The 19,570-nt window shown below is 70.4% G+C and carries 14 protein-coding genes and 5 pseudogenes; 9 read left to right on the plus strand and 10 right to left on the minus strand.

What is annotated here, in order from left to right; genetic code table 11:
• Window positions 1–75: 75 nt before the first annotated feature.
• From argS to LJB71_RS00730, 4 genes are all read left to right on the plus strand, one after another.
• Entirely contained in the window at window positions 76–1,764 is a 1,689-nt protein-coding gene (argS, locus tag LJB71_RS00715; protein ID WP_259302718.1) for an arginine--tRNA ligase, read from the plus strand.
• Window positions 1,764–2,528, plus strand: a complete 765-nt coding sequence (locus tag LJB71_RS00720) for an SPOR domain-containing protein (RefSeq protein ID WP_259302719.1) — start codon at window positions 1,764–1,766, stop codon at window positions 2,526–2,528. Before argS ends, LJB71_RS00720 begins: the two co-directional genes overlap by 1 nt.
• 131 nt (window positions 2,529–2,659) lie before the next feature.
• Window positions 2,660–3,031, plus strand: a complete 372-nt coding sequence (locus LJB71_RS00725; protein ID WP_259302720.1) for a hypothetical protein — start codon at window positions 2,660–2,662, stop codon at window positions 3,029–3,031.
• A 52-nt stretch (window positions 3,032–3,083) separates the two neighbouring features.
• On the plus strand, window positions 3,084–3,845 hold the full coding sequence (locus LJB71_RS00730) for an SDR family oxidoreductase (RefSeq protein WP_259302721.1): 762 nt from the start codon (window positions 3,084–3,086) through the stop codon (window positions 3,843–3,845).
• A gap of 18 nt (window positions 3,846–3,863) precedes the next feature.
• Here the strand turns inward: LJB71_RS00730 and speA are convergent.
• Both speA and LJB71_RS00740 read right to left on the minus strand, forming a co-directional pair.
• Window positions 3,864–5,748: pseudogene (gene speA, locus LJB71_RS00735) on the minus strand (arginine decarboxylase).
• Window positions 5,749–5,789: 41 nt separating this feature from the next.
• On the minus strand, window positions 5,790–7,646 hold the full coding sequence (locus LJB71_RS00740; RefSeq protein WP_259302722.1) for a M48 family metalloprotease: 1,857 nt from the start codon (window positions 7,644–7,646) through the stop codon (window positions 5,790–5,792).
• Between the two features lie 129 nt (window positions 7,647–7,775).
• Between LJB71_RS00740 and speE the strand changes: the two genes are divergently transcribed.
• A complete protein-coding gene (speE, locus tag LJB71_RS00745) occupies window positions 7,776–8,630 on the plus strand; it encodes a polyamine aminopropyltransferase (protein WP_259302723.1) in 855 nt (284 codons plus the stop codon).
• A gap of 86 nt (window positions 8,631–8,716) precedes the next feature.
• The gene (locus tag LJB71_RS00750; RefSeq protein WP_259302724.1) at window positions 8,717–10,618 is read left to right on the plus strand and encodes a diguanylate cyclase; all 1,902 of its coding nucleotides are present in this window, start codon (window positions 8,717–8,719) and stop codon (window positions 10,616–10,618) included.
• A 46-nt stretch (window positions 10,619–10,664) separates the two neighbouring features.
• Here the strand turns inward: LJB71_RS00750 and LJB71_RS00755 are convergent, their stop codons facing one another.
• Entirely contained in the window at window positions 10,665–11,003 is a 339-nt protein-coding gene (locus LJB71_RS00755) for a P-II family nitrogen regulator (protein WP_259302728.1), read from the minus strand.
• Between the two features lie 171 nt (window positions 11,004–11,174).
• On the opposite strand from LJB71_RS00755, the gene LJB71_RS00760 reads away from it, so the two are divergent.
• Both LJB71_RS00760 and LJB71_RS00765 read left to right on the plus strand, forming a co-directional pair.
• Window positions 11,175–11,432: an accessory factor UbiK family protein gene (locus LJB71_RS00760; RefSeq protein ID WP_259304695.1), complete on the plus strand. Its 258-nt coding sequence runs from the start codon at window positions 11,175–11,177 to the stop codon at window positions 11,430–11,432.
• A gap of 11 nt (window positions 11,433–11,443) precedes the next feature.
• A complete protein-coding gene (locus LJB71_RS00765) occupies window positions 11,444–12,958 on the plus strand; it encodes a YifB family Mg chelatase-like AAA ATPase (RefSeq protein WP_259302729.1) in 1,515 nt (504 codons plus the stop codon).
• Between the two features lie 138 nt (window positions 12,959–13,096).
• On the opposite strand, the pseudogene LJB71_RS00770 reads toward LJB71_RS00765, so the two are convergent.
• Together LJB71_RS00770 and LJB71_RS00775 are read right to left on the minus strand one after the other, a co-directional pair.
• Window positions 13,097–13,345 (minus strand): annotated as a pseudogene (locus LJB71_RS00770) (nitroreductase family protein); the annotation flags it as partial.
• Window positions 13,312–14,211: pseudogene (locus tag LJB71_RS00775) on the minus strand (putative peptide maturation dehydrogenase); the annotation flags it as partial. The pseudogenes LJB71_RS00770 and LJB71_RS00775, both read right to left, overlap by 34 nt.
• Window positions 14,212–14,276: 65 nt before the next feature.
• On the opposite strand from LJB71_RS00775, the gene LJB71_RS00780 reads away from it, so the two are divergent.
• Window positions 14,277–14,561, plus strand: coding sequence for an NHLP-related RiPP peptide (locus LJB71_RS00780; protein ID WP_259302730.1), 285 nt, complete (start codon window positions 14,277–14,279; stop codon window positions 14,559–14,561).
• A gap of 41 nt (window positions 14,562–14,602) precedes the next feature.
• Here the strand turns inward: LJB71_RS00780 and LJB71_RS00785 are convergent, their stop codons facing one another.
• From LJB71_RS00785 to aceA, 5 genes and pseudogenes are all read right to left on the minus strand, one after another.
• Complete coding sequence (locus LJB71_RS00785; RefSeq protein ID WP_259302731.1) at window positions 14,603–14,920, minus strand: hypothetical protein; 318 nt, start codon at window positions 14,918–14,920, stop codon at window positions 14,603–14,605.
• Complete coding sequence (locus tag LJB71_RS00790) at window positions 14,830–17,142, minus strand: putative peptide modification system cyclase (RefSeq protein ID WP_310649429.1); 2,313 nt, start codon at window positions 17,140–17,142, stop codon at window positions 14,830–14,832. Before LJB71_RS00790 ends, LJB71_RS00785 begins: the two co-directional genes overlap by 91 nt.
• Window positions 17,123–17,500, minus strand: coding sequence for a diguanylate cyclase (locus LJB71_RS00795; protein WP_259304697.1), 378 nt, complete (start codon window positions 17,498–17,500; stop codon window positions 17,123–17,125). The genes LJB71_RS00790 and LJB71_RS00795 overlap by 20 nt, the downstream gene beginning before the upstream one ends.
• A pseudogene (locus tag LJB71_RS00800) lies at window positions 17,434–18,189 on the minus strand (cyclic nucleotide-binding domain-containing protein); the annotation flags it as partial. The pseudogene LJB71_RS00800 and the gene LJB71_RS00795, both read right to left, overlap by 67 nt.
• A 24-nt stretch (window positions 18,190–18,213) precedes the next feature.
• Window positions 18,214–19,511: pseudogene (aceA, locus tag LJB71_RS00805) on the minus strand (isocitrate lyase).
• Between the last annotated feature and the right edge of the window lie 59 nt (window positions 19,512–19,570).

Below are 19,570 nucleotides of genomic sequence, written 5' to 3' on the forward strand. Positions count from 1 at the left end.
GCGCCGCGGCCTGCTTCGGCACCGCGGGATTGGGACGTACAATGCACGGCCGTTGAATCCGCAGTGCCCCTCTCCGTGAAAGCCCAGCTCCGCGCCCTGATCGACCAGGGCCTGACCGCCCTGCGTTCCGCCGGCACCCTGCCGGCCGGCCTCGCACCCCCCGAGTTCGTGATCGAGCGCCCGAAGGAGCGCGCGCACGGCGATTTCTCCACCAACGCCGCGCTGCTGCTGGCCAAGGCGGCCAAGACCAACCCGCGCGCGCTGGCGCAGCAGCTGGTCGCGGCGCTGCCGGCCTCCGACGCCATCGCCAGGGTGGAGATCGCCGGCCCCGGCTTCATCAACTTCCACCTGACGCCCGGCGCGTGGCAGCAGCAGGTGCGCGCGATCCACACGGCCGGCGCGCGCTTTGGCCACAACGCTTCCGGCGGCGGGCGCACGGTCGGGGTCGAATACGTCTCCGCCAACCCCACCGGCCCGCTGCACGTCGGCCACGGCCGCGCCGGCGCGATCGGCGACTGCATCGCACGGGTGCTGGCCGCCAATGGCTGGAACGTCAAGCGCGAGTTCTACTACAACGACGCCGGGGTGCAGATCGAGAACCTGGCGCGCTCGGTGCAGGCGCGCGCCAAGGGCCGGAAGCCGGGCGATGCCGACTGGCCGGTCGACGCCTACAACGGCGACTACATCGCGGATGTCGCGGCCGCCTATCTGCGCGGCGACAGCGTGGACGTGGAAGGCCACGTGGTCACCGGCAAGGACGACCCCGACGACCTCGACGCCATCCGCCGCTTTGCGGTGGCCTACCTGCGGCGCGAGCAAAACGCGGACCTGGCCGCGTTCGGTGTCGGCTTCGACGTGTATTTCCTGGAGTCCTCGCTGTATGCCGACGGCAAGGTGGAAGAGACCGTACGGCGCCTGATCGCAAACGGCCACACCTACGAGAACGGCGGCGCGCTGTGGCTGCGCACCACCGACTTCGGCGACGACAAGGACCGGGTGATGCGCAAGTCCGACGGCACCTACACCTATTTCGTGCCGGACGTGGCCTACCACCTGTCCAAGTGGCAGCGCGGCTACCAGCGCGCGATCACCGAACTCGGCGCCGACCACCACGGCTCGCTGGCGCGCGTGCGCGCCGGCCTGCAGGCGCTGGACTGCGGCATCCCCGCCGGCTACCCGGACTACGTGCTGCACCAGATGGTCACGGTCATGCGCGGCGGCGAGGAGGTGAAGCTGTCCAAGCGCGCCGGCAGCTACCTGACCCTGCGCGACCTGATCGACGAGGCCGGCCGCGACGCCACCCGCTGGTTCCTGATCGCACGCAAGCCGGATTCGCAGCTGGTGTTCGACATCGACCTGGCCCGCTCACAGTCCAACGACAACCCGGTGTACTACGTGCAGTACGCGCATGCCCGCATCTGCAGCCTGCTGCGCCAGGCCGGCGAGAAGGGCCATGCGTTTGATGCCGCGCGCGGACAGGCCGCGCTCGACCGCCTGGACGACGCCCCGGCGCAGGACCTGCTGCGCGAGCTGTCGCGCTTTCCGGAGGCGGTGGAGGCGGCCGGCGCGACCCTGGAACCGCACCTGGTCGCGCAGTACCTGCGCGAGCTGGCACAGGCCTTCCACGGCTGGTACCACGCCAGCCCGGTGCTGGTGGAGGATGCCGACCTGCGCGACGCCCGCCTGGCGCTGGCATTGGCCACCCGCCAGGTGCTGGCGAACGGCCTCGACCTGCTGGGCGTGTCCGCCCCGGAGCGTATGTGATGGCAGCACGACGTGGCAAATCCCAGGCGCGCCGCAGCAGCGGCAGCGGCCTGCCCGGCTGGGCCTGGCTGCTGATCGGCATCGCCCTGACCCTGCTGGCGGTGCTGCTGGTCCCGCGCTACCTCAAATCCGGTGGCGGCGACGGCTTCTTCCGGCCGAAGCCGAACCCGGATGCACTGCCGGCCGCGGTCAGCGGCGAAGGCGAGTCCATCGCCCCAGACACCGCACCGGCCACCAAGCCCGATACCAGCAAGCCGAAGCCGACCCAGTACGACTTCTACACCCTGCTGCCGGGGCAGGAGGTGGCGATGAGCGATGCCGAGCTGGCCGCCAGCGCCAAGGCCGAAGCCGAGGCCGCCGCACGCGCGCGCAAGCAGGCGGACGCCGAGGCCGCGCCCGCCGCCGCACCCGCGCTGCCGCAGCCGCTGGCCGACACGCCCGCCGGCAACGCACCGGCCACGTCCACGCCCTCCGCCGGCGAACGCCCGCCCGCCAAGGCCGCCACCGCCGCGACCGAACCGGCCGCCGGCAACGCGCACTATCTCCTGCAGGCCGGCGCGTTCGGCGCCTCCGGCGACGCCGAAGCGCTCAAGGCCAGGATCGCCCTGCTCGGCCTGAACGCGCGGGTGGAATCGGCGCAGATCGGCGACAAGACCGTGTACCGCGTGCGCATGGGCCCCTACGGCAGCGCCGGCGAGCTCAGCGACGCCAAGGCCAAGCTGGCCGACGGCGGGCTGTCGGCGATCGCCATCAAGACGAATTGATGCGCGTCCGGCGCGCCGTCGCCGTCGGCGCAGCAGGTACCGGGCGACTGCTGGCGCGGCGCGCTGCCGCACAGCATCGCACCCCCTGAGATGGCGTCGGGGCATACTCGTTCCACTGCGAGGATGCCGCCATGCCGATCGAAGCCGCCCTGATCAAACCCGTCGTGGATGCGCTGCTGGCGCTGCTCCAGCGCGGCGAGAAGGCGGGCCTCAAGCGCAACGCCGAGGCCGCGCTGCGCGAGGCGATCCGCGAACTGCTGCTGGCCAATCCGGACGAGAACAAGGCGCAGGCGCGGATCGCCATCGCCAAGGCCGCCGGCCTCCTGTCCGAGGACGTGCTGCTGGCCGAGGACATGCTGCAGAAGCACCGCGCCACCAAGGCCAGAACCGCGGGCAAGTCCGGCACCGGGCGCAGGCGCAAGCCTGCCGCCTCGGCGGACGCCCCGGTCGAGGGAGCAAAACCGGCCCGGCGGCGCACGCCACCGGCGAAGCCGAAAGCCTGACGGCGTTCCGTGTCGAAGCAGGTCGGCACGCCCGCGCCGCTAGAATGTCGGCATGGACGCACACTCTCCCCGCACCGCCCTCATCACCGGCGCCACCGCCGGTTTCGGCCGCGCCAGCGCGTGCCGTTTCGTCGCCGCCGGCTGGCAGGTGATCGCCACCGGCCGCCGCGCCGACCGCCTGGAATCCCTGCGCGCCGAGCTCGGCGACGGCCTGCATCCAGCCTGCTTCGACATCCGCGACGAAGCCGCCATGCGCGCCGCGCTAGACGCGCTGCCGGAGCGCTTCCGCGGCATCGACCTGCTGGTCAACAACGCCGGCCTGGCGCTCGGCACCAAGCCCGCCCAGGACGCGCTGCTGTCGGACTGGAAGACCATGATCGACACCAACGTCACCGCGCTGGTGACGCTGACCCACGCGCTGCTGCCCACGCTCATCGCGCGCAAGGGCGCGATCATCAACATCAGCTCGGTGGCGGGCGTGTACCCGTACCCGGGCGGCAACACCTACGGCGGCACCAAGGCCTTCGTCAGCCAGTTCTCGCTGGGCCTGCGCTGCGACCTGCACGGCACCGGCGTGCGCGTCACCAGCATCGAGCCGGGCATGGCCGAAACCGAGTTCACGGTGGTGCGCACCCACGGCGACCAAGGCGCGTCGGACAAGCTCTATGCCGGCGCCCATCCGATGACCGCCGAGGACATCGCCGAGGCGATCTTCTGGGTCGCCAGCCTGCCGCCGCACCTCAACATCAACCGGCTCGAACTGATGCCGACCTCGCAGTCGTTCGCCGGCTTCCAGGTGCACCGCTCCCCTTGAGGGGAAGCCCATTCCCGCTCACTGCGGCGTGTCGTCGAGGTAGGTGTAGGCGGTCAGGCCGGCTTCCAGCGCGGCCTTCAGCGCCTCGCCCTCGGCGGCCGGCAGGTTCGCCGCGTCCACCTTGGCGGCGTATTCGCGACGCAGGTCGTCGAGCTTGTAGCCGACGTAGTCGAGCATCACGTCGGTGGTGTCGCCGCAGCGCTGCTGGCTGACCGCGAAGCCGTCGCCGTCGCAGCGCACCTCGATGGCGTCGGTGTCGCCGAACAGGTTGTGGATGTCGCCCAGGATCTCCTGGTAGGCGCCGACCAGGAAAAAGCCCAGCCGGTAGTTCTCGCCCTTGCGCAGTTCGTGCAGCGGCAGCGAGGAGTCGAGGTCCTCGTTCTCCACGTAAATGTCGATCTTGCCGTCGGAATCGCAGGTGAGGTCGCAGATCACCCCGCGGCGGGTCGGCACCTCGTCCAGGCGCTCGATCGGCACGATCGGGAACACCTGGTCGATCGCCCACACGTCGGGCATCGACTCGAACACGCTGAAGTTGACGAAGTACTTGTCCACCAGCCGCTCGTTGAGCTCATCGAGCAGGTCGCGGTGGCTCTTCTCGTCGTAGCTCAGGCGCGCCTTCACCGCGTGCGCGATGGCGTAGAACAGGTCGTCGATGCGCGCGCGCTGGACCAGGTCCAGCTGCCCCAGCGCGTACAGGCTCAGGCCATCGGCATGCGCCTGGCTGGCCTCGTGGAAGACCTCCACCGCCGGGCGCTGGGCCATTTCCGCATGCAGCTCGCGCAGCTGGCGCACCGGGGTGGATTCGTCGTCATGCGACTCCGGCACGCGGCCTTCCGGCGCCTGCTCGACCTCGCTGACGTTGGCCACCAGCACCGCATGGTGCGCGGTCATCGCGCGCCCGCATTCGGTGAGGATGCGCGGCGGCGCAAGCCCCTCGGCGCGGCAGGCCTCGGCCAGCGGCTGCACGATGCTGGAAGCGTAGTGGTGGATGCCGTAGTTCACCGAGTTGTACGAACGCGAGCGGGTGCCCTCGTAGTCGATGCCGAGGCCGCCGCCGACGTCCACGTGGCGGATGGTCGCGCCCAGGCGCGAGCTCGACGAAATAGCGGGTGGCCTCGCGCATGCCGGCGGCGATGTCGCGCACGTTGCTGATCTGGCTGCCCATGTGGAAATGCAGCAGCTGCAGGCAGTCGCCCATGCCGGCGTCGCGCAGCTCCTTCCACAGGGTCAGCAGCTGGCGCGGGTCCAGCCCGAATTTGGCCTTGTCGCCGCCGCTGTTCTGCCACTTGCCGGCGCCCAGCGAGGCCAGCCGCATGCGCACGCCCAGGCCCGGCCTCACCCCCAGCGCGGCCGCTTCCTCCAGCGCCACCTTCAGCTCGGAGGGCTTCTCGATGACGATGAAGGTCTCCAGCCCCAGCTTGCGCCCGATCAGCGCCAGGCGGATGTACTCGCGGTCCTTGTAGCCGTTGCAGACGATGGTGCCGCCGGGACGCGACAGCGCCAGCACCGCCATCAGCTCCGGCTTGCTGCCGGCCTCCAGTCCGAAGCCCTCGCCGTGGTGCGCGGCCAGGGTACCGGCCACGCCGGCGTGCTGGTTGACCTTGATCGGATAGACCGCGGTATAGCCGCCGGCGTAGCTCCAGTCCTGCTGCGCCTGCGCGAACGCCGCCTGCAGCTTGCCCAGGCGGTGCCCGAGGATGTCGGGGAAGCGCACCAGCACCGGCAGGTTGCCGCCCTGCGCCAGCGATGCGTCCACCACCTCGGGCAGCACGATCGCTGGCCCGCGGGCCCCGCGCGGGCGCACCACGATGCGGCCGCGATCATCGACGTCGAAATACCCGTCCGCCCAATGCGGGATCGAATAGGTCTTGCGGGCGAGGTCGGAAGACCAGCGGGTCATTTGGGCAACGTCGGCAACAGGGGGGACGCGCATTCTACGGGCTACCACCACCCCCTGCGGTAAAGCGGAGCGCCGGCCACCTTGCGGACCCGGCGCGCGATGCCGCGGCGATTGGTGGCGACAAATACCAGGACACTACCCGGCAGCACCAGCGCGTCTACGACCTGCTGCAACTTGGCGGATTGGCTCCATACGAAGCCACGCAGGGCCACCAGCATGACGTGGTGGGGGACGGCTTCGCCCCCTGGCGGCAGGCGCTTGCGGACTAGCCAGGCCCGGCCGACGCCACCCACACGCGCCAACGCCGCACGCAGCGCTTCCGTGGCAGGCGCATCGAGGCCATGCGGGAGAAACTCGTCATCGGCCGCGAGTGTGTTCCTGGCCTGCTGGACCCTGCTCCACCTGGCTTGGATGCGCGCCCATTCATCGGCGACACGATCCCGGCCAGTCAGATCCCCCGTGTCGCGGTAAAAACTGTCAAGGCGCTGGAGGGCCGCCTCGGCGTTGCCATCGTCAAGCGCTATCGCCTTCTCCAGATGCCCGATGCCGGCTGCATCCCCGCGATCCAGAAGCAGGCACCCTACTCGGAATCGCGCAAGGGCATGCTCTGGCGCCAGCGCCAGCGCCTGCTGGTAGATCGGCAAGGCATCCGTCTCCGGACGCAGCGACTCCACCAGTCCCGCATATTCCACCGCCTCGTCGGGTGTCCGCGACGGTAGCGCCTCGAGCGCTTCCAACCGCGCTCGATCCTGCGCATGTTGCCGGAACCACCGCTGCCAGTCTTCCTCGACGCGCACTCGCCAGTCGTCGCTGAAGCGGCGCTCGAGGTCTGTCAGCAGCGGGCCCAGCAACTCGCCCGCGCACCCGGCCTGCGCCTCCGGCACATCGACCCGATCGATGCCCAGTGCCGCCAGGCGCTGGGCCAGGGTGGGGTGGGTATCGTCAAAGTCGGGGACGCGGGCCAGCGCCTGTGCCAGCCGGTCGCCATCGCTGGAGGCAGGCACGCGCAGGTATTCCCCGATCTCGCGATACAGCAGGGCCGGAGGTGCCGGCTGCGTCTGCGATGCGCGCTGCAGGCCCGGCCAGAACTCCTGCTCCAGCCGCGCGGCGCCCACGTCCACCCGAATCAGTGCCTGGCCGGCGGCCTGCGGACTCGCCACGCGGGCTGCTGCCGCATCCGCCTCGTACTCCTGTGCGCGCGCCATCACGAAGCTGTAGGCATCGAAATACGGGGCGTACCAGTTGAAGAAGCGGACGAAGAGCTTGCTGGCCCAGGCCTCCTGCACCTGAAGCGCGCCCAGTAGCCGATACCAACTAACACGAACATGGTAGATCCAGCCCGTAAAGCGGCCGTGCCCACCACCAAAATGACCGAACTCGTGCGCCACCACCGAGGCGAACTGCGACCGATCCAGCAATTGCATCAATGGAAGCCCGAGCAGCAGGTAGTGGCGATGCCCCAGGAGCCCCATCGCGCGCGGCACGCTGACCGCTGCAGCATTCAGGGCGGCGTCGATCACGATGCCCGTCAGCTTGGGAGCACCGGTGGCCACACGGAGATGCTCCACCTCGGCCCATAGCGCCGGGGCCTCATGCGCCGCCAGGCGATGCCCGTCAGGCGGCGAAAACTTCACCCACAGGCTGCGCAGCAGCACCCAGCCGAACCCGATGGGAATCCAGATCAACTTGGCAAGCTTCAGCAGCAGCCAGGGACTGATCGCTGCCAGCAGCAGCACCAGACCGATGGACAGGCCGAACGCCAGCACCACTGCGCCGCCCAGAACCGCAAAACCCGCCAGTGCCAACAATGCCACCTTCGCCCGATAGCGCCCCGGGGCCACGGCCGCCTCGCCTTCCAGCCGTTCGATCAGCGCGCGCCGCGCACTCGCAGATACCATCCCTTCCCCCTTCGTTCCCCCGAGCCCCCGCCTGCCGCCCCACAAGGTCATCAACCCCATCCGCTACAATCCGCACCCCCGGACGCCGCCCACGCGCGGATGACAGGCTTCCCCCCACAGGATACCGCCATGACCGAGCCGACCTGGCTGCACGAAAATTTCGACAAGGCCGGCTCCTCGATCGGCTTCCGCGTCACCCGCAAGCTGGACGAGGTGCAGTCGCCGTTCCAGAAGATCGAGATCTACGAATCGACCGACTGGGGCAACATCATGCTGATCGACGGCGCGATGATGCTGACCACGCGCGACAACTTCCTCTACCACGAGATGATGGCGCACCCGGCGCTGTTCACCCATCCGGACCCCAGGCGCGTGGTGATCATCGGCGGCGGCGACTGCGGCACGCTGCGCGAGGTGCTGCGCCACCCGGGCGTGGAGAAGGCCGTGCAGTGCGACATCGACGAACAGGTGACGCGCATGGCGGAGAAGTATTTCCCCGAACTGTGCGAATCCAATGGTGATCCGCGCGCCGAGCTGCTGTGGGACGACGGCATCGCCTACATGGCCCACTGCGCGCCGGGCAGCGTGGACATCGTGATCGTCGATTCCACCGACCCGGTCGGCCCGGCGGAGGGGCTGTTCAACAAGGCATTCTTCGAAAGCTGCCACCGCGCACTGAAGGACGACGGCATCCTCGTCCAGCAGAGCGAATCGCCGCTGGCGCTGCTGGACCTGATCCAGGCGATGCGCGCCGAGATGGGCAAGGCCGGCTTTGCGAGCTTCCAGACCCTGCCGTTCCCGCAGCCCTGCTACCCCACCGGCTGGTGGAGCTGCACGATGGCCAAGAAGGCGGCGAACGCCGGGTTCGGCTTCCGCGAAGCCGACGCCCGCGCCAGGGCGTTTTCGACCCGCTACTACAGCGCGGACGTGCACAAGGGCGCCCAGGCCCTGCCGCCGTTCGTGGCGGAGGCGCTGGGCCGCTGAAACCAGGCCCCGCGGACTGCGATCCCAGGCACAACGGGCGTCACCGGTTTGTAATACATTCGGGATTGTTCTCACCCGGAGCGCGAATGGGCCCAGCCCCGTGGCTGCGAATCCTGCTTCTGCTGCTGGCCCTGCTGCCGGCGGCAGCGCCGTCGTCTGCCTCGCTGCTGGAGGCGCCGCCAGCGCCGCCGTCGAAGGCCGCGCAGTTCGATGCCGTGTTCCAGAACGTGATCGGGCCGGGTTCGATGGATGCGCCTTACGACGCCTACGCCGGCTGGCTGGAGCAGCTGCGCATCCTGTTGCCCCCGGGCGACAAAGCGCGCGAAGTGCAGTTTCGCTCGGTGTACTGCGGCAGTCCGCGCTGGAAAGACGCGCAGCAGGGCCTGGCCTACAGCCAGGAGGCGTTCCGCCGCGCACTGGCAGCAGGCGATGTGGCCTCGCAGGGCCGCGCCCTGTTCTGCCAGGTCGGGTTCGTGCAGGAGCTGGAAGGCACCCGCAGATCGATCGCGGTGGCCGACCGCATGGTCGCCCTGCTGGAACGCTCCGCCGAACGCCAGCTGCTCGGCGAGGCGCTGATGCTGCGCGGCGGCCTGCTGTCCGACATCGGCGAGCAGGCGCGCGCGCTGATGGATTTCCAGCGCGCACGGGCCGCGTTCCGCGATGCCGGGATCGACCACGAGATCGACTACCTGCAGATGAAGATCGCCACCGCCTACCGGCGAATGGGCGATTTCAGCCAGGCCGAGCGCTATTTCACCGGCTCGGTCGCGCGCCAGCAGGACCTGGGCGACTGGGAGCGCCAGGTCTCGGACCTGATCCAGCTCGGCTACCTGTACGAGGAATCCGGCGAGCTGCCGAAGGCGCGTGCCAGTTTCGAGCGCGCCGTGGCGCTGTCGCTCAAGCACGAGAGCCGCCTCAACGTCGCCAGCGCGCGGCTGGGCCTGGCCTCGGCGCAGATCGCCCAGGGCGAGTTCGATTCCGCGCTGATCACCCTCGCGCAGGCCCGTGCCGGCCTCATTGCCGAGCACGTGGACGCCAATGACGGCCTGCTGCTGCTGACCTCTGGCCAGGCACTGGCAGGAAAGGGCGAGCACCGCGCCGCGCTGGAGCATTACCGGCTGGCACTGGCGCCGATCGAGAAAGACGGCAACCAGCGCTATCTGGCCATGCTCTATCAGGCGCAATCGGCCAGCGAGGAAGCCCTCGGCCAGCTGCGCGCGGCGCTGGACGACTACAAGCGCTACGCACACCTGCAGGCCGAACTGCAGTCCAAGATGCGGCTGGAGCAGAGCCGGCTGCTGCAGTACGAATACGAAATCCGCCGCCGTGATTTCGAAAACCGGCGCCTGCAGACCGAGGCGCAGGCACGCCAGCAGCAACTGATCGTCCTGGAGCGCGAGCGTCATTGGCAGATCCTCGCCTTGCTCCTCGGCGGCCTGCTGGCTGCACTGCTGGCCTGCCTGGCGTGGCTGCAATGGCGCCGCTCGCGACGACTGCGCACGCTGGCGATGACCGACCCGCTGACCGGCGCCGCCAGCCGGCTGGCGATCGAAAGAACCGCGGATACCGCACTGGCCGCGGCGCAGCGGCAGGGCCAGCCGCTGTCGCTGCTGCTGCTCGACCTCGATTATTTCAAGGCCGTCAACGATCGCCACGGCCATGCCGCCGGGGATGCGGCCCTGCGCGACATCGTTCAGGCCTGGCAGGCGCAACTGCGCGATCGCGATACGCTGGGGCGGATCGGCGGCGAGGAATTCGCGGTGGTCTGCGCCGGCGCCGACCTGGCGCAGGCGCGCATGATCGCGCAGCGGCTGCTGGACGCCACCCGCGCCATCCGCCTGCCCGACATCGACCCCGCGCTGCGCATGGCCACCAGCATCGGCATCGCCGAGGCGCGCGCGGACGATACCCGCGAATCCCTGTTCGCGCGCGCGGACGCCGCGCTGTACCGCGCCAAGCAGCAGGGCCGCGACCGCGTCGAGGATTAGCGGATGAATCGGGGTGGCCGCGGCCGCCTCCGGGAACCGCCGGCGCTTATAGCGCGTCGGCGTCGAGCTCGCCGGTGCGGATGCGCACCACCTGGTCCAGGCCCCAGACGAAGATCTTGCCGTCTCCGATCTTGCCGGTGCCGGCCGCCTTCATGATGGCCTCGACCACCGGGCCCACGCGGTCGTCGGTGACCGCGATCTCGAGCTTGATCTTGGGCAGGAAATCCACCACGTACTCGGCGCCGCGGTACAGCTCGGTGTGGCCCTTCTGGCGGCCGAAACCCTTGACCTCGGTCGCGGTGATGCCGGTGACACCCGCCTCGGCCAGCGCCTCGCGCACATCGTCCAGCTTGAACGGCTTGATCACCGCCATCACCATCTTCATCGTCGCGCCTCCATTTGCATGCGGCGAGCATAGCGCGGCCGATGCCGGCATACTGACCGCGTCCACCCGGTTTCCCCTACCCTGCCGCGCGGAACCCGCCGACGGCCAGCGCCCCGCGCCCCGCGCCATGCTGGCCCTACCGGCAGGAGACCCACCATGAGCCCCGCAAGCATGATCGATCTGGCCCACCTCGACGACCTCGCCCGCCGCCTCAGCAGCCTGGTGCCCCCCGGCCTGCGCGAGGGCCGCGAAGAACTGCAGCAGAACTTCAGGGCCGTGCTGCAGGCCGGGCTGGCCCGGCTGGATCTGGTGACCCGCGAGGAGTTCGAGGTGCAGCGCCTGGTGCTGGCGCGCACCCGCGAGAAGCTCGAAGCGCTGGAACGCCAGCTGGCCGAACTGGCCGCCGGCAACGATCCCGCCGCGCGCTGAGGGCCGCCGCCATGAGCCTTGCGATCGTGCACAGCCGTGCGCGGCTGGGCGTGCACGCACCCGAAGTGCGGGTGGAAGTGCACCTGGCCGGCGGCTTGCCGGCGATGTCGATCGTTGGCCTGCCGGAGGCGGCGGTGCGCGAAGCCAAGGACCGCGTGCGCGCCGCCATCCAGTGCGCGCAGTTCGAGTTCCCGGCGCGCCGGATCACGGTGAACCTCGCGCCCGCCGATCTGCCGAAGGATGGCGGGCGCTACGACCTCGCCATCGCGCTGGGCATCCTCGCCGCCAGCGGGCAGCTGCCGGTGGAGGCGCTGGACGGCTGGGAGTTCATCGGCGAGCTGGCCCTGACCGGCGAACTGCGGCCCGTGGACGGCGTGCTGGCAGCGGCACTGGCGGCCGGGCAGGCCGGGCGCCGGCTGCTGGTCGCCCCCGGCAATGCCGCCGAGGCGGCGCTGGCCAGCGCGGTGGACGTGCGCGTCGGACGCACCCTGCTGGAAGTGTGTGCGGCGCTGGAGGGCCGGCGCGCCCTGCCGGCTGCAGAAGCCCCGCCCACCGTGGAAGCCACTTCCCCCGATCTCGCCGACGTGCGCGGCCAGGCGCAGGCGCGGCGCGCGCTGGAGATCGCCGCGGCCGGCGGCCACCACCTGCTGCTGGTCGGCCCGCCCGGGAGCGGCAAGACGCTCTTGGCCTCGCGCCTGTGCGGCATCCTGCCGCCTCCCACCGATGCGGAAGCGCTGGAAGCCGCCAGTATTGCTTCCGCCAGCGGGCGCGGGCTGGACCTGGCGCGCTGGCGACAGCGCCCGTTTCGTGCCCCGCACCACACCGCCAGCGCGGTGGCGCTGGTCGGCGGCGGCGCCGACCCGCGCCCGGGCGAAATCTCACTGGCCCACCACGGCGTCCTGTTCCTCGACGAGCTGCCGGAATGGAGCCGGCACGCGCTGGAAGTGCTGCGCGAACCGCTGGAATCCGGCAGCGTCAGCATCGCGCGCGCGGCGCGCCACTGCGAGTTCCCGGCGCGTTTCCAGCTGGTGGCGGCGATGAACCCCTGCCCCTGCGGCTGGGCCGGCGACCCATCGGGGCGCTGCCTGTGCAACGAGGAGATGATCCGCCGCTACCGCGCGCGCATTTCCGGCCCGCTGCTGGAGCGGATCGACCTGCACGTGGAAGTGCCGCGCCTGCCACCCACTGCGCTCCGCACCGACGGTCCGCCGGGCGAGTGCAGCACCCGCGTGCGCGAGCGCGTACTGGCGGCGCGCACCCGCCAGCACGCCCGCAGCGGCCGGACCAATGCGCGCCTGGACCAGGCCCAGACGAATGCATTCTGCGCGCTGTCCGCGCGCGACGCCGGCCTGCTCGAACGCGCGGTGGAGGCGCTGCAACTCTCCGCGCGCTCGCTGCACCGCATCCTGCGCGTGGCCCGCACCATCGCCGACCTCGCCGGCAGCGACGCCATCGACACCCCGCACCTCACCGAGGCCATCGGCTACCGCAAGCTGGAACGCGGGCGCGACCGCGCGGCGGCATGACCGCGCGCATGCCGGTCAACGCGCCCACACCCGCTGGTTGGGGTCGAACTCCGACTCGACCAGCGTTCCGGCGCGCGGCCCGAAGCCGCAGATCAGGAGCGGGCTCTGCTCGTAGTGGATCATCCCGAACGCCCGCTCCAGATCGACCTCGTTGATCGCGCTGGTGACGAACGGCCCCAGCCCGGCCTGCGTCGCGCACAGCTGCAGGGTTTGCGACAGGTGCCCGGCATCGAGGACGCAGACCCGATACGCCTTGGCATGGTTGCGGTACTTCCAGAAATTGCGATGGAAGCGGGGGCCAGCACGCACAGCACCGCGGCATCGGCGAAGAACGTCTGACCGGCCACGGCGATCTGCGCGAACGCCCGAAGGCTCTCGCTGCTCCATGCGGAGGCCGCCTCGCCGGGCGATAGCGCGCGCGTGCCGATATCGCCCACCACTGGAGCCGCAGCCTGCGGGACCACGGCCAGCAAGGCGTGCTCCGTCGCACGGTAGCGATACAGGCCCGGGGCCAGCCCCTGCACCCGCTGCACGATCAGAAAGCATTCGACGGGATGCAGCGCTCCCCCGGATGGACTGGTGCGCTTGATGACCTCGAATCCTGGAGCGGGCTGGCCACTTCCGCGCCGTCCGAAGGTGCGGGCCATGATCCTGGAAAACACCTCCAGCGGGATGCTGGCCTGCGGGTCGTAATTGCGGCAGGTGGTCCGTGCATCCAGCAAGGCGTCGAACCCGTCGCGGACGGGACGCGGCAGGGCATGCAATGGCGCCCCCTCCGGAACCGGACTCTCCGGTGGCGGCGGAAGCCCGTGCTGCTGCAGCAGGCCCTCGTTGCTGTCCAGCCCCTGCTCGGCCATGCCCGCAGGACCATCGATGGCCTCCCAGCGCGCGGCCATGTGCGCGACTGCCGCCGGCGGATGCCAGCCCTGCGCCCGGAATCGGGCGTCCGCCAGCGCCTGCTCCTGCACCCCCGGTTCCTGCAGCAGCAGTTGCAGCGCCAGCAGCGCCGCCACCGCCTCCGCGCCAAAGCGCGCCTCAAGCATGTCACGGCCGACCCAATCCACCGGCCCGACCGCGCCCAGCAAGGCCACATGTGCCGGGTCGATCTCGATGGCAGCCCCCAGATGCGGTGCATGCGCGAACCAGGCCAGCCGGCTGACCACGCCGGTGCCACCCGCCAGCAGGTCATCCAGCTGGAACGTCGCCAGCTCGCGTGGCTCCAGCCATACCACCGCACATCGCCTGACCCGCATCCGCCCCTCCGGCTCGATGGATCGCGGTGCTATTGTCCGGGCTCCAACCAACAGGGGATACCCACATGGCAACCGGAGACAAGCTTCCGCCCGCCGGCCTGCACCCGCAACTGGTCAAGCGGCTGCTGGACAACCTGGAAAGCAACGACGCCTTCCGCGCGCTGTTCCAGCAGTCGCCCGAGCAGGCGCTGCGGTCGCTCGGCTATACCGATCCGTGGGAATGCCTTTCGATGAAGGCAAATTCCGCCCTGGCCTCGCCCGAGCAAATCCGCACCCAACGCCGCAAGCTCGAGGCAGCCATGGTGGGCATCCAGGGAATGGTCTGCCCGCTGCACGCGCAAGGAAGCTGATCTTTCGATACCTCAGGCCTCATTCGGCATGCCCGCAGCGCTCAGCGCGCGGCGGTCTCCGGCGCTGCCTGGCGCGCGCGCAGGACGGCGTTGGAAACCGAGAGGTTGAAGAACCGCAGCACGTCGGACGCGGTGCTTTCGGCGAACACCCGGCCACGATGCGTCGTCGCCAGCCAGTCGGCCTGGGCGCGGGCGATGTCCTGCGCGTTGGCCGCTTCGGCCGCCCGCATCAGGGCCCAGTGGGTCGCCACCAGGGCGGTATCCCGGGCTACCAGCGGCTGCAACCGCGCCAGCGCGCGCGCGGGCTGCCCGTCCAGACGCTCCTGCTCGGCCAGCAGCACCTGCCGCAGTTCACCCACGGTCGGATAATCGCGCAACGCGCTGCTGCCTTCGGTCCGGCGCAGGGCCTGCGCGAGACCGGCACGGTCGTTGCGCCAGGCGGCCAGCAGGCCGGCATACAGGCGTAGCTCGGTGGACATCGGCGGATAGAGCTGATCCGCCTCGGCCCCCTTGGCTTCCACCAGCGCCGCCAGCGACTGCAGCGCGCGCCCGGCATCGCCCTGGCCCTGGAGCACGGCCAGGCTGGCCAGGGCCGCGTGCGACCGCAGCTGCTCCAGCACGTCGCCATCGGCTTCGGCCTTCTGCGCCCAGGCGCGCGCGTCAGCAGCGGCGCGCGCCGGCTGGCCGCGGTCGATCCAGACGATGGCCCCGATCTCGCCCCCCAGCCATCGCGCCCGGCGGTACTCGCGCGGTGCACCTTGTCCGCCTCGGCATGCTGGCCGCGCGCCTCGTAAAGCAGGGCGTAGAACTCGCCCGCGCCGGTGAAGCCGGACCCACGCGCAAGCCGGAACTGCTCCAGCGCCGCGTCGTAGCGTTCCTGCCCGAACAGCATGATGCCAAGGCTGTAGCGGACCACCGCAGAGCGCTCGTTCTGCGGCCGGATCGCCCGCCGGGCCATGGCCTCGGCCGCACGGAAGTCGTTGCGCTGGTGCCACAGGTTGCTCGAAAGCCGGCCGATGGTCTGATAGTCGTCCGGATACAGCGCCAGGTATTCCTCGGCCTTGCGGAAATAGGCCTGCGGATTGTCGTACTGCATCAACATCAGCTCGACCATCTGGTGTTCCTGCGGCGACAGCCGCTGCGGGATCGCCAGCGCCTTGCGCCATTCGTCACGCGCATTCGCCACTTCGCCCAGCGACGCATACAGGCGCGCCATGTCGGCATGCGCCAGCGCGAAGTCCGGGTCCAGCTGCAGGGCGCGCCGGTACAGGCCCAGCACCTGCTCGCGATCGGCGGTGGTGACGGCCAGCCGGCGCGCCACCGCGAACGCCTTCAGCGCGTCCAGGCTGGGCGTGGCGACGTTCGGCAGCGGCACCGACGTTTTCTGGACGTTCTGCAGGGCTTCGCCGAGCTTGCCGCGCAGCTGGTCGGTGACGTCGTCGATGGAAGCCAGCGCGGACTCCACGCCCTTGCCATCCGCCGAGACCGCGTACACGGTGGTCTGGGTGTGGGGATCGATGACCTCGGCGCTCACCCGCAGGCGCCCGCCCACTTCCGAGACCGTGGGCAGCAGCAGTGCGCGGGCGCCGTCGCGCAGCGCGATCTCCGAGCCGAGCATGCGGTCCACCTGCACGTCCGGCTTGCGCTGCATCCGCTGCAGGGTGTCGCGCACCTTGAGGTCGCTGAGCACGTTGACGTAGCGCGACTGCTCCAGGCTGATCCGGAACGCCTGCTCCAGCGCATCGTCCAGGCGCGGATCGCCAGTGAGGTTGCGCAGGTCGCCCACCACCACCCAGTCTCGCTCATTGAAGGCGATGGCCGGCTTCGGCTGGGTCAGGAACCAGGCGCCGATCGCCATGCCGGCCACCAGCAGGGCCTCCGCGGCCAGCGCCACCGGGCGTCGCCACAGCGGCAGGTCGCGCCAGGCCTTGGGGGTATGCGCCGGCATGCGCAGCGCGGCCAGGCCGGGCTCGCCGACCTCGTGCACCTCCTGCGCCTCGGGCACGCCCTTGAAGCGCCAGCGCCCATAGGACTTCCACACCAGCAGCTCGCCGCGCTCGCCCAGCTCGCGCGCGGCGCGATGCGCCAGCGGCTCGGCGGTGGCCGACAGCAGGATCTGGCCCGGCCGCGCCAGCGCCATCAGGCGCCCCGCCAGCGGCTTGGCCAGGCCTTCCACTTCCAATGGCTTGGCGCCCATCCGCACCGCGTCAGGGCTGTTCTCCCACAGCAGGACTTCGCCCACGTGCAGGCCGGCGCGCATCTGCAGCAGCTGCTTGAGCTGCATCTGCCGCCCGAGGTCGCGCAACTCGCGCGCATAGTCGAGGGCGAAGCCGAGGCCGTCGATCGGCCGCTCGAACAGCAGCAGCAGCCCGTCGCTGCGGTCGATCAGCCGCCCGCGCCAGCGCTGCTGCAGCTCCAGCACCAGGCGGTCGTGGGCGCGGAACAGGGCCGCGGCCGGCGCATCGCCCAGGCGCTCCACCAGCTGGGTGGAGTCCACCAGGTCGGTGAGCAGCAGGGTGCGGATCTGCGGGGCGTTGGCCACCTGATCCATGGCCGGGGGCTCAGTCCAGCCACTCGACATGGCCGCCGCCGCGGCGCTTGGCGCGGTACAGCGCGCGGTCCACGCGGGCGTAGCACTGCTCCCAGCTCGGCGCCTCGTGAGGGCCGACCAGGCAGGCGCCGATGCTGAGGGTGGCCATCTGCGGCGGGTTGCTGTGCATGCGTTCCAGCATGCGCGCGCTGTCGGCGATGTAGCCGGCGATGCGCCGGGCCTCCTCGCGTCCCTGCCCCTGCAGCAGCAGGCAGAACTCGTCGCCCCCAGCCGGCAGGCGATATCGTCCTTGCCGGCCACCGCGCGCAGCAGGTTGGCCACGCCCTGCAGCACGCGATCGCCCGCCAGGTGGCCGTGGGCATCGTTGATCGCCTTGAAGCGGTCGCAATCGAGCAGGATCAGCGCATGCCCGGCGAGCATGCCCTCCTCCCGCAGCTGCTCCAGGTGCTGCAGGAATCCGCGCCGGTTGGCCAGTCCGGTGAGCTCATCGGTGCGGGTCAGCGCTTCGGTCTGGTCCAGCCGGTGGCTGGTGGAGCGCAGCGCGTCCAGGGTGTCCTGCAGCTCCTGGTTGCGCCGGCGCAGGCGGCCGATCAGCGCCTGCTCGTTCAGCACCACCCGCATGATCGCGCGGCGCAGGAACTGCGCCAGCAGGTGCGGATCGCGCGCGGCCAGGGTCTCGAATTCGCCGCGGCCCAGCTCCAGCAATGCACTGTCCTCCAGCACACGGGCGTCCGCGCTGCGCGCGTGGTTGCCGATCAGCAGGCCCAGCTCGCCGAAGAACGCGCGCGCGCCCAGCCGCTTGCTGACCAGGTCGTCGCCGAAATCCAACTCGACCGTGCCGTTGGCGACCACGAACATGGCGTCGCCGGCATCGCCGCGGCGGAACAGATGCCGGCCGGCCTCCACCTCGCGCGGGCGCGCGACCTGCGCGAACAGCGCGTACTCCTGCGGGTCCAGCGCTGCTACGCCAGACTCGTCCGCGACCCGTGCCTTGCCGATGCTGCCCACTGCGGCCACGCTTTCCCCTGCTCCGCTGCGCCTATTCAGGCGCAAACAGGATAGCACCGCCGGCGGCATGGCAAGCCCCCGGCGGTGGGACGCTCAGGCCGCGGCGCGATCGCCGTGGAACTGCGCTTCTTCCGTACTGCCCCTGAGCGCGACGGTGGCGCTGTGCTGGCCCTGGATGGTCTGGGTGAGGGCGTCGAAATAGCCGGTGCCGACCTCGCGCTGGTGCCTGACCGCGGTGAAGCCGCGCGGGCGGCGGCGAATTCCTTTTCCTGCAGCTCGACGAACGCGCTCATCTGCCGTCGCGCGTAGCCGTGCGCCAGCTCGAACATGCCGTAGTTGAGGCTGTGGAAGCCGGCCAGGGTGATGAACTGGAACTTGTAGCCCATCGCCGCCAGCTCTTTCTGGAATCTGGCGATGGTGGCGTCGTCCAGGTGCTTCTTCCAGTTGAAGCTGGGCGAGCAGTTGTAGGCCAGCAGCTTGCCGGGGAACTTCGCGTGGATCGCCTCGGCGAAGCGGCGCGCGAACTCCAGGTCGGGCTTGCCGGTCTCGCACCAGACCAGGTCGGCGTACGGGGCGTAGGCCAGCCCGCGCGAAATGGCCTGATCGAGCCCGTTGCGGGTCTTGAAGAAGCCCTCCACGGTGCGCTCGCCGGTGCAGAACGGGCGGTCGTTGGGATCGATGTCGGACGTGAGCAGGTCCGCGGCCTCGGCATCGGTGCGGGCGACGATCAGGGTCGGCACCCCGCACACATCGGCGGCCAGGCGCGCAGCGATGAGCTTTTCGACCGCCTCGCGGGTGGGCACCAGCACCTTGCCGCCCATGTGCCCGCACTTCTTGACGCTCGCCAGCTGGTCCTCGAAATGCACGCCGGCGGCACCGGCCTCGATCATTCCCTTCATCAGCTCATAGGCGTTGAGCACGCCGCCGAAGCCGGCCTCGGCGTCGGCCACGATCGGCTGCAGGAAGTCGATGCTGTCGTCGCCCTCGGCGTGGTGCAGCTGGTCGGCGCGCAGCAGGGTGTTGTTGATGCGCTTGACCACCTGCGGCACCGAGTTGGCCGGATACAGCGACTGGTCGGGGTACATCTCGCCGGCCAGGTTGGCATCGGCGGCGACCTGCCAGCCGGACAGATAGATGGCCTTGAGCCCGGCCTTGACCTGCTGCATGGCCTGGTTGCCGGTCAGCGCGCCGAGCGCGTTGACGAAATCCTCGGTGTGCAACGACTTCCACAGCTTGTCCGCGCCCAGCCGCGCCAGGGTGTGCTCGACATGCACGGTGCCGCGCAGGCGCACCACGTCCTCGGCGGAATAGGTGCGGGTGATACCGGCCCAGCGCGGGTTGTTGGCCCAGTCCAGCTGCAGTTGCTCGGCGGTCGGCAGGGTGTGCGTCATGGTGGTGTCCTCGGTGGAGTGCGGCGGCGGTTGTTGCTCCCTTCGCCCGTGACGAAAGG

It is taken from the genome of Thermomonas sp. S9 (assembly GCF_024704365.1).
In the GTDB taxonomy this organism is placed as follows: domain Bacteria; phylum Pseudomonadota; class Gammaproteobacteria; order Xanthomonadales; family Xanthomonadaceae; genus Thermomonas.

What these genes read in the sequence shown, in the direction of transcription:
- LJB71_RS00720 (WP_259302719.1), top strand. Translation starts at nt 1,764, where the DNA reads ATGGCAGCACGACGTGGCAAATCCCAGGCGCGCCGCAGCAGCGGCAGC.
- LJB71_RS00725 (WP_259302720.1), top strand. Translation starts at nt 2,660, where the DNA reads ATGCCGATCGAAGCCGCCCTGATCAAACCCGTCGTGGATGCGCTGCTG.
- LJB71_RS00730 (WP_259302721.1), top strand. Translation starts at nt 3,084, where the DNA reads ATGGACGCACACTCTCCCCGCACCGCCCTCATCACCGGCGCCACCGCC.
- LJB71_RS00740 (WP_259302722.1), bottom strand. Translation starts at nt 7,646, where the DNA reads ATGGTATCTGCGAGTGCGCGGCGCGCGCTGATCGAACGGCTGGAAGGC.
- speE (WP_259302723.1), top strand. Translation starts at nt 7,776, where the DNA reads ATGACCGAGCCGACCTGGCTGCACGAAAATTTCGACAAGGCCGGCTCC.
- LJB71_RS00750 (WP_259302724.1), top strand. Translation starts at nt 8,717, where the DNA reads ATGGGCCCAGCCCCGTGGCTGCGAATCCTGCTTCTGCTGCTGGCCCTG.
- LJB71_RS00755 (WP_259302728.1), bottom strand. Translation starts at nt 11,003, where the DNA reads ATGAAGATGGTGATGGCGGTGATCAAGCCGTTCAAGCTGGACGATGTG.
- LJB71_RS00760 (WP_259304695.1), top strand. Translation starts at nt 11,175, where the DNA reads ATGATCGATCTGGCCCACCTCGACGACCTCGCCCGCCGCCTCAGCAGC.
- LJB71_RS00765 (WP_259302729.1), top strand. Translation starts at nt 11,444, where the DNA reads ATGAGCCTTGCGATCGTGCACAGCCGTGCGCGGCTGGGCGTGCACGCA.
- LJB71_RS00780 (WP_259302730.1), top strand. Translation starts at nt 14,277, where the DNA reads ATGGCAACCGGAGACAAGCTTCCGCCCGCCGGCCTGCACCCGCAACTG.
- LJB71_RS00790 (WP_310649429.1), bottom strand. Translation starts at nt 17,142, where the DNA reads ATGTCGAGTGGCTGGACTGAGCCCCCGGCCATGGATCAGGTGGCCAAC.